The sequence below is a fragment of the Paenibacillus sp. FSL R5-0713 genome (assembly GCF_037973325.1).
Lineage (GTDB): Bacteria > Bacillota > Bacilli > Paenibacillales > Paenibacillaceae > Paenibacillus.
Genome location: NZ_CP150229.1, coordinates 2,579,301 through 2,591,726 on the forward strand (window position 1 = coordinate 2,579,301; position 12,426 = coordinate 2,591,726).

Genomic DNA, 12,426 nt, shown 5'->3' on the forward strand with positions numbered 1-12,426 from the left:
AGGATAGAGGGACATAGAATGGATAACATCGTACGGTTGAAGGAGGCGCTCGCATATGCAAAATACAGATATCCAGAATGGTGACATGCTGGACAGCGAACACTCCAGGGAATTGTTTGCCTATTACGGATTGGCCGTGTACTACGGGCAGGCGCTTGAACAGCAGCTGGTCAATCTGATTTTATTAATGAAAATGTCTCAGGGCAAGGCTGTGTCTGAAGAAGACCTGGAAGATCTGTACGAACGAAAGATGAGCAGTTCACTGGGGCAGCTCATTCACGAAGTACGCCATCATTTTACATTCTCTGAGGAAGAGACTCGCCAATTGAATGAATTATGGCAGCAACGTAACCGTATCGTACATCATTATTTCAAGGAACGCATTCATGAGACATTCAGTCCGGAAGGACGATCTCGCATGATTAAGGAATTGGAGGATTTCAAAGACCGTGCACAGGAGTTGGAGATCCGTCTTCAGCAATATACGGGTGCCTGGATTGCAGAGCTTGGTCTGGATGCCGAATCTGCAGCAGCTCTGCAAACGCTGGAGCGTATGCATACCGAGAGTATGCAAGCAAGGGCTTTGGAAGAGGATGAATGACAAGCAGACGGATAACGAAACGCTGGATATTAATTATGGCTCTGACTGTAGTATTCGTTGGAATCCTATGGACCGTGGTTACGGCAGTACGAATATCTGCTTATACGGATGAGGATTCATCGAGGGTATCGGATGCAGCAATCATTCTGGGTGCAGCAGTGGAGGGAGATAATCCTTCACCTGTATTTCGTGAACGCATCGAACACGGGATTGAATTATACCGTCAGGGTACAGTTCGTAATCTGCTTTTCACAGGCGGGTCGGCTGATGATGGAGAACATACGGAAGCTGAAGTGGGTCAGAAGTATGCCATCGCACATGGAGTAGATCCTGCGGACATTCGTATAGAGACCAAATCCAGAATTACCGAGGAGAATCTGGTCAATTCAATTCCAATTGGTGAACAGGCCGGTTATCACACCTATACAATTGTGAGTGATCCGCTGCATATGAAACGGGCCATGAAGCTGGCTGCCGGGCTAGGCATGGATGCCGTACCCTCTCCGACACGAACAACGGCTTATCGAACCTGGCGCAGCAAGTTTCCTTTTCTCGCAAGGGAGACCGTAATGTACATGGGATATACGATCAAAGGATGGATAGACAATCCGAAGCAGCCGTGAGGTTGCGCGCGGATTGTTTTTTGTCTGGGGGAAACAAGCAGTAGAGGAACATGGCTCCTGATGAAACTAAAAAAACCGATCTACACCGCAATCCCCTAAGGTAGCTGTGTAGATCGGTTTTTGTGTTGCCTGTTTTATTATATTATGCATTTCCTCCTGCAAAGGAGGCTGATGTTCGAACGGTGTCGGCCGATGGATTCTCGAGTGTCGCGACCGCTGCTGCTTGCGCACCTTGCTGAAGCTGGTACATCTTATAATAGCGGCCTTTAAGCTCCATCAGTTCATCATGTGCACCCTGCTCAACGATTCGCCCACGATGCAGAACCAGAATCTGATCTGCGGAACGAATGGTGGAGAGACGGTGAGCAATGATGAAGGTGGTACGTCCTTTTTTGAGGACTTCAAGTGCGTTCTGAATAAGTGCTTCCGTTTCCGTATCGATATTGGCAGTCGCTTCATCCAGAATGAGGATGGCCGGATCAAATGCCAGCGCACGAGCGAAGGAGATTAACTGACGCTGACCAGCAGACAATGTGCTTCCTTTCTCGATGACAGGTTCGTCAAAGCCTTGAGGCAAATGAGCCAGTATACGCTCAGCGCCTACATCACGCAGCGCCTGTTCAATGCGTTCACGGGAGATCTTCTCATCGCCTAGACTGACGTTGGAAGCAATGGTGCCGGTGAACAGATACGGGTCCTGAAGTACAATCCCCATATGCTCACGAATCCACTGTTTAGGCAGATCCTTAACGTTCTGACCATCGATTGTGATCTTGCCTTTTTGCGGATCATAGAACCGGAACAGCAGGTTGATGATGGAGCTTTTACCCGAACCGGTATGACCAACCAGAGCCACCGTCTGACCTTGTGATGCTTTGAACGAGATATTGTTAAGCACGAAGTCCTTTTTATAGGCAAAGGATACATCGTCGAAAACAACATTCCCCTTGTATCTTGGCATGGAGCCATCAGTTACGGGTTCTCCTTTTTCATCCATCAGCTCAAAGACGCGACCAGCAGATACGAGGGAGGAGTCCAGGTTGGCGAGCTGATTCACCATACCGGTGATCGGCTGGAACAAACGGCCCAGGACATCGACGAAGGCATACAGAACACCCAGGGAAATAATACTTGTGCCGTCCAGCACACTGGAACCGAAGTACCACAGGACCACTGCAAAGGCGATATTCCGTAATACGTTAACCAGGTTGTGTGAGGTGAAGGCATTCAGGTTGAGCATTTTGTTCTGGTGTTTCATATAGTCATCATTCAGATCTTCGAATTCCTGCTTGGTTTGTTTCTGATGGCGGAATACGCGGATAATGGACATCCCCTGAATGGACTCGTTAATGATCGCATTGATCTCACTCAGCCTTGACCGAATGATCGTGTTGTAGCGAGTGGCGAACTTGCGATAGAGCACAATCCATGTAATGAGCATCGGCACGACGAATAATGAGATCAGGCCCAGACGAACATCGAGCAGGAAGAGTGCGACATACACACCTGTAATCGTGATGATTCCTGAGAAAAAGTTCGAAAGAACGGCAACGAACAGATCCTTGACGGCTTCTGTATCGTTTGTGACCCGAGATACAACTTTACCTGCGGGCAGGTTATCAAAAAAGTGCACTGGCAGTCGCTGAATGTGGGCATACACATCGTTACGCAGTCTTTGAATGACCTTGTTGGCTGAGGACTGCAGCCAGAATGTTTTACCAAACTCCATAATGACCGAGATCACGAGGAAGATCATGTAGTACACAATTAATTGATAGATGCTGGGCATCTCCGGTTTGTAAAAAGCAAACAGTTCACCAGCGGACAGGGGGGCTGCCGCATATTGGCCTGTTACTTCACCTGCGCGTGTAACCGTGAGGATTCCATCCGCATATGTGCGGTCTCCGTCAGGGGCATTGACCGGTTCGTTTACAAAATAAAAACTTTTGCCGGCCTGTAATACCCGCACTTCGGAACCTTTGTTTTCATCCGGTTCGAACAAGCCTTCGCGTTTGTAGTTCTTACCGTTGTAGACTGCGGCTTCATCTGAAGCTGTGGTCTCATAGAAAGGCTGCTCAATCGCGAGCAAGTGATTGTCGATCATGGATTTGGCGATGAACGGCCCGGCAAGCTCGGCCGCAACACCAATGGTAAGCATAATTAATGCAGCGATAAATGTTCCTTTGGCTTTCAAGGCGTAATCAAGCAGCCTTTTGCCTGTATTAGACTTCAATGTATTGACCTCCTACGTGGACAGATTGGACTCGACCTGTTGCCGTTCATACTGTTCACGGTACCAGCCGTTCATGGCTAACAGTTCCTGGTGAGTGCCTTCTTCCGTAATTTTCCCGTGCTCCAGTACGATGATTCGGTCAGCATGTTCAATAGCAGACAGGCGATGAGTCGAGATCAGCGTGGTTTTGCCCGAGCGTTTGTTGCGTATATTTTCAATGATTTTAGCTTCAGTACGTGCATCGACAGCAGATAAAGCATCATCGAGGATCAGAATATCAGGATTAGCAATAAAGGCACGTGCCAGCGATACCCGCTGTTTCTGTCCACCGGACAGAGAGATTCCTTTTTCACCAACGAGTGTATCCAGTCCATCCGATAAGGTTCCCAGATCCCCGTCAAAAGCGGCGGTACGGATGGCTTCCATGATGACTTCATCACTGGCCCCAGGTTTACCAAATTGAATGTTCTGACGAACGGACTTGGAGAACAGCACTTGTTCCTGTGGTACATAGCCGATCCAGCTATGCAAGTCATCTTTGGCGATATCCTGAATCGGATGACCCGAGATGCTTAATGTACCCGAACCAGCAGGGTATTCATGAAGCAGTTGTTTGAGCAAAGTAGACTTACCGCTACCCGTACGACCCACAACACCCAAGGTTTGACCCCTTCGCAGCGAAAAGCTGATATGACTGAGATTGTCGACAGTGGAGCTAGGATAACGGAATGTAACATCTTGCATCGCAATTTCTTCCGGATTCGTCACGTGAGCAGGTTGCTCCACATCCTGTACAGCAGGTTCTACCGATAATGTCTCGTTGACCCGATCAAGTGAAGCGCTACCGCGCTGCATCAGGTTAATCAATTCGCCGATGGCGAACATAGGCCAGATCATCATCCCCAGGTACATATTGAATGATACGAGATCACCCAGAGTAATTTCATTATGGAATACAAGATATATGCCGTAGGCCAGTGCAATCACATAACTGAGTCCAACGAAGAGCCGGATGGTGGGTTCGAATAGGGCATCCATTCTGGCAACAGCGAGGTTTTTGCGATACACATCTTCGGTCACATCGGCGAACCGTTTTTCGTCCAGACGTTCCTGCACATAGGCACGCACGACACGGATACCGGCAATGGATTCCAGCACCTGGTCATTCATATCTCCGAATGCATCCTGTGCGAGGGTGTAACGTTGATGTACAGCTTTACCATAGATCATCATGGCAATGGCGATAAAAGGTAATGGCAGGATTGCCGCCAGGGTCAGTTTCCAACTAACCAGAAAACCCATAGCGAACAGTACGGTGGCCAGAAAGGCTGTAGAGTCTGTTAAAGTCAGCATGCCGAAGCCTGCTGTAGTGGCAATGGAACGAAGATCATTGGTGGCCCGAGCCATCAGATCGCCAGTTCTGTTTTTCTCAAAAAAGGGAGGAGTCATCCGCAGCAAGTGGTCCATAAAGCGCGAACGAAGAAGCCGTTCCACCAGATTGGCACCACCAAACAGTTTGTGCATCCAAACGTATGTAACCAGATAGATAATGATGACCGTTCCTAGAATAAGCAAGATATAACGCGTAAGTGAGGTGCCGGTAATGGAACCGCGCACAATCTCGTCGATGGCATTGCCAAGAAGACGAGGAGGCAGCAGTTCGGCAATGCCCACCAGAATAAGCAAGATGACACCGGTTAGGTATCGTTTGCGTTCCAGCCGGAAGAACCAGGCCAGGTTTTTAAGTACAGAGAACAAGTGTTATCCCTTCCTTTCGATGTCCGAAAAATGCAGATTCCGTTCATGTATGCCGAAATGTACCCACAAAAAAAGACATACCGCACGCAGGCGGTATGTCTTCATATCATCATACGGCAGCATGGCTCAGAGAACAGAGCCGCCACCATATATAAGTTCGATTGTGAGTAAACATCACAGAGGTTCTAATGAAAGACCGCCTGTAATGCCGACTTATGAACGGAATAATGATTTCGGGTGTGCTCCGGTATTTAATTGTGTGTTGAATTGAACAATCATATGTTTGTTAAACACCGTAATCACCCTTTCTTTTTTGGAAATAAATACAATGTAGACCTCGTATGTTTGCATCTTAACACCGGCTTTTACAATCTGTCAAACATTTTTCACAATTTATTTTGTCTTTATAGGAGCACTCGGGTTTGTATTCAAGTCCCTGTAGAGATATGATGGAACATATATATACAGAAGGAGCTGACACCAAATGAGTACCATACATGTATCCGATCAAGCTGCTCGCTGGTACAAGGAAGAACTGAATTTGAGCGAGGGAGACAGCATTCGATTTTTTGCCCGTTATAGCTCAGGCGGAGGTCTTCACCCTGGATTTTCGCTAGGTATTGCTGTGGAAAAACCAAGACATCCTGCCGATCAAACCGAAGTATCGGGAATTCAATTCTTTATGGAAGATCACGATTATTGGTATCTGAAAGGGCATCAACTGCATGTGGATATCGTTGATGAAGGTCAGGATATCGAATATCGTTACACTGAAATATCTAATTCTTGAAGTATTCTGCTAGGCAATAAATGAATCACAGGTCGCCACCGGCTTCCGAATAGGAGGAGGGGATAAGCAGTGAATCTGCCAGCACGAGATTTGGCCCAGTATATCGCAAAACGCTCTCATATTGTTGTAAAAGCGGCGGTGCGGGCTGAGAACGAACAAGGTGAATTACTGCTGATTCAGCATGCGGAACACGGTCAATGGCGGTTGCCAGCTGGTGAGATGCGCCCTGGGGAAGCCATAGAAGATGCTGCGCATCGGGAGTTATGGGAAGAGACAGGTTGGACCGTTGATACCATGACACTGGAAGGTCTGTATTCAGGGCCTGATCTTCGGTCTCTGCATTCGAGCGGAGATGAAGAGTATTATGTCATTGCCCTGTTCCGGACAGTGATCATTCAGGATGATCTTGTGGAGTCACGTGTCAATAGTGATGCGGGTCTTAAGTTTTACGCACAGGAGTCGTTACCACCTCTGAATGAAATTAGCCGAATTCTGTTAGCTCGGGATAATGTAGAATAAAATAAGTTGACGCAAAAATGACCTTGGCATCCACGTAAAATGGGTGACAAGGTCATTTTTTTGAAAATCGGATTCACGTGCTCTAATCATGAATTACACCTGATCCAGTGATTCATCATCCATCGCAAAATCAAAATCATCGATATCGAATACCTGTACAGGTGATTCAGACTCAATGATGCGTGCGATCAATTCAACCTGATCGGTGAGAATCGGGATACTCAGGCGCTGAGATGTCAGCAGCAATTCTGTCTCAATGGGATCGAAATACTCCCCGTACTGTGCCGTATCTATTGCATTGATAATGGCAATGGATACTTGGTCACCAAATAAAATGGAGGGGCTTTTGGCCCATGGAACAAGTAACGCACGCTCTATTTTTTTCTTATTCAGTGGTTCCTCGAAATAAGAAATCATTTCATTGATTTTAGATTTTACATGCTGATCATCTGCCGGGTTATCCATCATGGGATCAGGACTGGTCTGGAATTCATATAGCTCAAGGATGGTGGTATAAGGAAAAATATATTCAACAGGCGCGGGCGGCGCTAGCAATTGACCGTAAATAGCCACCATCACGGCTTCTGTAATAAACTGACGTGACATGGTTCCTTATTCCTCCTGGGCCATTAATAGTTGCAAAGTGAATCTATATCTTATGCAACAGCATGACCATAATATGGGTTATTCTGCTGTAGACTCGTGTACATAATTTGCATGAATAGAAGTATATCACACAACGGTGGGAAATACAGCCAATCTGCAGAGCATGTCAGGTCACAACGATCACAACCGAATCAGGATTTGCCCAGTAGCAGTGACAGTATTCCTGCAGCAATCAATGGACCCACAGGTACACCCTTGAATAGGGCAACCCCAAGTACCGTTCCGATTAACAGCCCTGCAACGACAGTTGGCTGTGTACTCATCAGCGTAGCGCCACGTCCTCCGAGATATGCCACCAGTAATCCTACGCCAATGGCGAGCAGTGATTTCCAGTGCAGGAAAGACTCACCGATCGTCTGCAGACTCATCTTGCCACTGGCAAGAGGTGCCATCACGCCAATGGTCAGAATGATGATGCCCAGTGTAAGTCCGTATTTTTCAAGCCATGGAAATGCCTGATTCAGGTTCAGGACTCGTAGCAACAACAGAAATACCATCGCTACGGTCACAGGTGTGTTGCTGCTGATAATCCCGAGAGCCGCAAAAACAAGTAGCAACAGGGAAGTCATATCCATGGTTTTCATTTCCCTTCAGTCTGTCCACGTTGTTTGCTAACGATATGTTCCGCAATGTACCGTCCATGCCAGCGCCCGGATTCAATAAAGACTTCATTGGCATTACGCCCCGAAGCGATGACTCCGCCCACATATACACCAGGTACGCTGCTTTCCATCGTTTGTTCATCATATAGAGGTTTATCCATATCATCAGACATCTCCACACCTACCGACGTGAGTAGTTGACGATCTGGACGGAAACCGGTCATTGCCAGTACGAAGTCATTATCCAGTTCCCGAGTGGAACCATCCGTGTGTATCAGACGAATTGAATCATCGAGTATTTCATTCACGCGTGATTCCAGGTGCAGTGTGATATGACCTTTTGTCACCATGCTCTCGAATAGCGGGCGTACCCATGGTTTAATATGCTGGGACAAACCACTGCCGCGATACACCATATCAATATGTGCTCCGACCCGAACCAGTTCCATGGCCGCGTCCACGGCTGAGTTGCTTCCGCCAATAATGGCGACACGTGTACGGGTATAAGGGTGGGCTTCCCGGAAGTAGTGGGTTACCTTATCTTTATCTTCTCCAGGGATGCCCAGATAGTTAGGATGGTCAAAATAACCGGTAGCTACAACGACATTGCGTCCAACATGAACGATGGCTTCCCCGCGGCGATTGAGCGTATGTACCTCAAACGTACCATCATCCTTGCGTTTGATTTCACGGGCTTCTTCATAGTTATGAACACGCAGACCAAAATGTTCGGCTACCCTGCGATAATAGGCAAGTGCTTCATAACGAAACGGCTTATCATTAGGTGTGCTGAACGGAACGTTTCCGATCTCAAGCAGCGGTGCTGTGCTGAAAAACTGCATATGGGTTGGATACAGATAAATAGATTGAACGATATTGTATTTCTCAACGATCACAGCGGACAGTCCCAGCCGTTCACATTCAATGGCAGCAGATAGGCCGCATGGGCCTCCGCCGATAATAATGACATCTTCCATGTTCTTAATCCTCCTTATTTCAAGCAATATAATCCTACCGTAAAAAGCGAGCTAATGCCAGTTCAAGAGAGAGTTAAACCCAGACAAGCTTACTTGAATCCAAAGGAGTTGACGTAGAGAGAGGAAAAGACTAATATCAAATTAGATATTTATCTAAATGAAAGCGAGATGAACGATGATGCAGCTGGAGAAAATTGTGGCTTATCATAAAGCGTTGGCTGACCCGACCCGGCTTCGCATGCTGCTGTTGTTGGCACAGGGTGAACTGCACGGACAGGCACTTGCCGAGCGGCTGAATCTGTCACAGCCCACCGTGACACATCATGCATCCAAGCTGAGAGAGGCGGCGCTGATTAAGGAACGACGGGAGAAAAATACAGTGTACTTCACACTGAATCCTTCGTTTATCCGCGAGAATGCGCAGGCCTCGGTTGACTTTATCTTTAAGCGAGAGGAGGTTACGGATATGAGTGATGTGAACGAAACACTGAAAGCGTCGGTCATGAGAAATTTTTTCTCCAAAGATGGACGACTGCGGCAGATTCCCGCTCAATACAAGAAAAAGCTGATTGTACTTGGTCATCTGGTCGAGCAGCTTGAGTTCGGTCGGAAGTATACCGAGAAAGAAATGAATACATTTATACAGAAGTATCATGAAGATTTCGCTACCATTCGGCGGGAATTTATCATGCATCAGTTCATGTATCGGGAAGAAGGGATCTATGAACTGAATCCGAAGGAAATGTGGACGCGCTGGGATCAGGTCAAATAGAGTAGGCTGGAAAAAAAGTTTGGGCTTGACAAATGCAAAGCCCAGTGTGTAACATAATGGATAATTCTACAAGGGAGGCGATTGTTTATGACAAAGTTAAATGCAGTATACGTTAATTTGAATATGAACAGCGTCTCCGGAACGGATCAAAGCATGTAATTTTGCGTTAGTTGGATAGCAGTATCCAATGTAACGTAAAGTATGTCATGCTCAGATGAAGCCACGGGTGACGCACCCGTGGCTTTTTGGTTTGCCGATAAAAGGGTGTTCCTGAATTGAATATAGCGGATGGTAAAGTATGATATCCGGTATATCTACGAGAAGGGATGATCTTTAATTCGTCTAACTACTTATTGCCGCGGGTGTATTTCTACTCGTGGTTTTTTGTTTTGATCTGAACCGGAGATGATTGTTCACTGGTCTTGAACGAAGTAAACAAACTTATTTTGGGAGGAATTTATATTTTAGATAACCATATTGAAAAGTACGGCTGGTCTGCAAAGTGGCAGGAACTGTGGCAAGTGACAGGAATGGAAGAGCAGGATAGAAAGCCAGCCAGAATTATCGCAGATCATGGACACCTGCAACGTTTGATTACAGAAGAGGGCGAACGCTGGGGGAGAATTTCGGGCCGAATGCGTCATGATAGTCTGGAAACGAGTTTGGTACCAGCGGTTGGAGATTGGGTGGCGATTACAGGCCAGGCAGGTGAAGAAGCAATTATTCATCATCTGGTGCCACGTCAGAGCAGGGTATCGAGACAGGCGGCAGGTCCAGTGACCAAAGAACAATTAATCGCTGCAAACGTGGATACACTGTTAATCGTGGCTGCACTTAATCATGATTTCAACCTTAGACGACTCGAAAGATACGTGATGATGGCTTGGAATGGTGGCGTAAGGCCAGTCATTGTCTTGAGCAAAAGTGATCTGTGCAACAATGTGGAAGAACAGATCCGAAATGTAGAAGGAATCGCTCCAGGTGTTGAAGTGCTTGCGATATCTGCAGTGGAGGACCAAGGCAAATCTTTACTGGAACGATATTTGCAGCCAGGGTTGACTGTTGCGCTCACAGGATCTTCGGGCAGTGGCAAGTCTACGCTGGTGAACTGGATGATGGGTGAGGATGTGCAACTTACACAGTCTGTTCGTGAGGGCGACAGCCGAGGGAGACATACCACAACACACCGGGAGATGTTTGTACTTCCACAGGGAGCCGTATTGATCGATACTCCAGGAATGCGTGAGCTTAACCTATGGGATGAGGGGAATGATGGGCTGTCGCATGCGTTTGGAGAAATTGAAGAACTTGCGGCAACGTGCAGATTCCTGGACTGCAGTCATACACGGGAAGCAGGATGTGCAGTGAAAGAGGCCATACAGGATGGTTCATTAGATGAAAAAAGACTGAATAATTATCTGAAAATGCAGAAGGAATTGCAATATCAGCAACGCAAGGAAGAAGTGGCATCCAGAAAGCGTACCGCTTCCAGCAAACCGGCCACTAGTCGCAAACCCAAGCACTCCCGCAGTGTGAAAGAGTGGGAGGAAGTCTGAAATCAGGCGGGCATCATCTGTTACCTTGCATAAGATAGGTCAGGAGGGATGTCATTATGCCAGATTACAGGATTATTGTAGATCTGTCTGACCACATGTTATATCTTCTTGATGGCAATCAGGTGATTAAGGGCTATCCCGTAGCCACAGGCAAGATGCTCACGCAGACGCCAAACGGGGAGTTCACGATTATTAACAAGCAATCCAATCCAGGTGGGCCATTTGGCGTGTTGTGGATGGGGCTGTCTGCTCCCCATTATGGGATACACGGAACCAATGAGCCTTGGTCTATTGGCAAATCCGTCTCCCATGGTTGTATACGCATGTACAACTCGGATGTACTGGATCTGTCGTCCAAGGTTTCTGTAGGCACTAGAGTAACGATCCGGCCCTAGGGCCGGATTTCACTTTATGGGAGGTAGTTCAAAAAGTCCGCTTTTGATTACGAATCATACCTAGCGGCATGATCAGCATCGAATATGAAACTCAACCGAAATAAGCGGGTGGCTTTCGAAGTATGTTTCCTGAGGAAACATTGTGGTTGCTCACGTAGCTCTATCTACGCTCCGCTACTCCATTTCTAGCTTCATTCCATCTTCTTGGTACTTAAAACCAGACTTTTTGAACACGTATTATAAGGTTAAGATAGCCAGTTACCAAATAAGTTCTTACAACCAGAACTGAAGTGGATGAATTTGGAATTGTAGAAAGATGAACATATAATATGGTAAAGCTATGGCAGTTATGTGAGAAAGCGAGTGATAGCGATGTTAATCCGGCCGGCGCGCGAAGGGGATGCGCAAGGAATAGCCCATGTACATACAGAGAGTTGGAAAACAACGTATCGAGGAATTGTGCCCGACGATTTTTTGGATCATTTGACTATAGAATCAAGATTGTCGCAGTGGGAGAGGACCATTCGTTCTGGCGAAAAAGATCAGATCTTGGTGGTAGCTGAACAGGATCATGGCAACATTGTCGGATTTGCTTGTGGGGGGAAGGAGCGTGAAGGCAAATTACCTTATGATGGAGAGTTGTACGCTATATATTTGCTGAAGGAAGTGCAACAACTGGGGATAGGTCGGCAACTGGCGACACATGTCGTTAATCATCTGCAGTCCTTCAATATGAAACGTTTGATCATATGGGCTTTGGAACGTAATTCAGCTTGTCGCTTCTATGAGAAGATGGGAGGCACTCCTGTCCACACACAGTCTATCCGTATTGGTGGTCAAGATCTGATTGAGGTTGGCTACGGATGGGAAGAATTGAGCCTCTTTGGAGAGAAGAGCCAGCCCGATTGATGAAAGAGGTACAGATGGGGGACAG

General features: G+C 47.0%; 13 protein-coding genes. 8 read left to right on the forward strand and 5 right to left on the reverse strand.

Translation table 11 applies throughout. The annotated features are described in order from the left end of the window. Positions 1–55: 55 nt before the first annotated feature. Positions 56–601, forward strand: coding sequence for a hypothetical protein (locus tag MKZ12_RS11775; protein ID WP_053061520.1), 546 nt, complete (start codon positions 56–58; stop codon positions 599–601). Next, positions 598–1,224, forward strand: a complete 627-nt coding sequence (locus MKZ12_RS11780; protein ID WP_339260498.1) for a YdcF family protein — start codon at positions 598–600, stop codon at positions 1,222–1,224. Before MKZ12_RS11775 ends, MKZ12_RS11780 begins: the two co-directional genes overlap by 4 nt. A gap of 142 nt (positions 1,225–1,366) precedes the next feature. Here the strand turns inward: MKZ12_RS11780 and MKZ12_RS11785 are convergent, their stop codons facing one another. Both MKZ12_RS11785 and MKZ12_RS11790 read right to left on the reverse strand, forming a co-directional pair. Beyond that, entirely contained in the window at positions 1,367–3,457 is a 2,091-nt protein-coding gene (locus MKZ12_RS11785) for an ABC transporter ATP-binding protein (protein WP_339260500.1), read from the reverse strand. 12 nt (positions 3,458–3,469) lie between these two features. Next, a complete protein-coding gene (locus tag MKZ12_RS11790) occupies positions 3,470–5,215 on the reverse strand; it encodes an ABC transporter transmembrane domain-containing protein (protein ID WP_091031779.1) in 1,746 nt (581 codons plus the stop codon). A 484-nt stretch (positions 5,216–5,699) separates the two neighbouring features. Here MKZ12_RS11790 and MKZ12_RS11795 point away from each other — a divergent pair, with 484 nt between their 5' ends. After that, the gene (locus MKZ12_RS11795) at positions 5,700–6,005 is read left to right on the forward strand and encodes a HesB/YadR/YfhF family protein (RefSeq protein ID WP_339260502.1); all 306 of its coding nucleotides are present in this window, start codon (positions 5,700–5,702) and stop codon (positions 6,003–6,005) included. Between the two features lie 69 nt (positions 6,006–6,074). After that, positions 6,075–6,524, forward strand: coding sequence for an NUDIX domain-containing protein (locus tag MKZ12_RS11800; protein WP_339241699.1), 450 nt, complete (start codon positions 6,075–6,077; stop codon positions 6,522–6,524). Between the two features lie 93 nt (positions 6,525–6,617). On the opposite strand, the gene MKZ12_RS11805 is transcribed toward MKZ12_RS11800, so the two are convergent. The 3 genes from MKZ12_RS11805 to MKZ12_RS11815 all read right to left on the reverse strand — a co-directional run bounded on the left by MKZ12_RS11805 (position 6,618) and on the right by MKZ12_RS11815 (position 8,769). Next, positions 6,618–7,130 carry an ADP-heptose synthase gene (locus MKZ12_RS11805; RefSeq protein ID WP_339260504.1) on the reverse strand — a complete coding sequence of 171 codons (513 nt, stop codon included), beginning with the start codon at positions 7,128–7,130 and terminating at the stop codon, positions 6,618–6,620. A 191-nt stretch (positions 7,131–7,321) separates the two neighbouring features. Beyond that, a complete protein-coding gene (locus MKZ12_RS11810; RefSeq protein WP_339241702.1) occupies positions 7,322–7,765 on the reverse strand; it encodes a DUF441 domain-containing protein in 444 nt (147 codons plus the stop codon). Positions 7,766–7,770: 5 nt separating this feature from the next. Further along, positions 7,771–8,769: a YpdA family putative bacillithiol disulfide reductase gene (locus tag MKZ12_RS11815; protein WP_339241703.1), complete on the reverse strand. Its 999-nt coding sequence runs from the start codon at positions 8,767–8,769 to the stop codon at positions 7,771–7,773. A gap of 178 nt (positions 8,770–8,947) precedes the next feature. On the opposite strand from MKZ12_RS11815, the gene MKZ12_RS11820 reads away from it, so the two are divergent. From MKZ12_RS11820 to MKZ12_RS11835, 4 genes are all read left to right on the forward strand, one after another. After that, on the forward strand, positions 8,948–9,541 hold the full coding sequence (locus MKZ12_RS11820; protein ID WP_339243025.1) for a metalloregulator ArsR/SmtB family transcription factor: 594 nt from the start codon (positions 8,948–8,950) through the stop codon (positions 9,539–9,541). A 422-nt stretch (positions 9,542–9,963) separates the two neighbouring features. After that, positions 9,964–11,097, forward strand: a complete 1,134-nt coding sequence (rsgA, locus tag MKZ12_RS11825; protein WP_339260506.1) for a ribosome small subunit-dependent GTPase A — start codon at positions 9,964–9,966, stop codon at positions 11,095–11,097. A 56-nt stretch (positions 11,098–11,153) separates the two neighbouring features. Continuing rightward, positions 11,154–11,492: a L,D-transpeptidase gene (locus MKZ12_RS11830; protein ID WP_076318547.1), complete on the forward strand. Its 339-nt coding sequence runs from the start codon at positions 11,154–11,156 to the stop codon at positions 11,490–11,492. Positions 11,493–11,864: 372 nt separating this feature from the next. Beyond that, positions 11,865–12,401 (forward strand): GNAT family N-acetyltransferase, encoded by a 537-nt coding sequence (locus MKZ12_RS11835; protein WP_339260507.1) that lies wholly within the window; start codon positions 11,865–11,867, stop codon positions 12,399–12,401. Positions 12,402–12,426: the final 25 nt, after the last annotated feature.

Bases quoted from the DNA above. Each gene is read 5' to 3' on its own strand.
- MKZ12_RS11830 (WP_076318547.1), top strand. From the start codon at position 11,154: ATGCCAGATTACAGGATTATTGTAGATCTGTCTGACCACATGTTATAT.
- MKZ12_RS11835 (WP_339260507.1), top strand. From the start codon at position 11,865: ATGTTAATCCGGCCGGCGCGCGAAGGGGATGCGCAAGGAATAGCCCAT.
- MKZ12_RS11780 (WP_339260498.1), top strand. From the start codon at position 598: ATGACAAGCAGACGGATAACGAAACGCTGGATATTAATTATGGCTCTG.
- MKZ12_RS11795 (WP_339260502.1), top strand. From the start codon at position 5,700: ATGAGTACCATACATGTATCCGATCAAGCTGCTCGCTGGTACAAGGAA.
- MKZ12_RS11810 (WP_339241702.1), bottom strand. From the start codon at position 7,765: ATGGATATGACTTCCCTGTTGCTACTTGTTTTTGCGGCTCTCGGGATT.
- MKZ12_RS11775 (WP_053061520.1), top strand. From the start codon at position 56: ATGCAAAATACAGATATCCAGAATGGTGACATGCTGGACAGCGAACAC.
- MKZ12_RS11820 (WP_339243025.1), top strand. From the start codon at position 8,948: ATGCAGCTGGAGAAAATTGTGGCTTATCATAAAGCGTTGGCTGACCCG.
- MKZ12_RS11805 (WP_339260504.1), bottom strand. From the start codon at position 7,130: ATGTCACGTCAGTTTATTACAGAAGCCGTGATGGTGGCTATTTACGGT.
- MKZ12_RS11815 (WP_339241703.1), bottom strand. From the start codon at position 8,769: ATGGAAGATGTCATTATTATCGGCGGAGGCCCATGCGGCCTATCTGCT.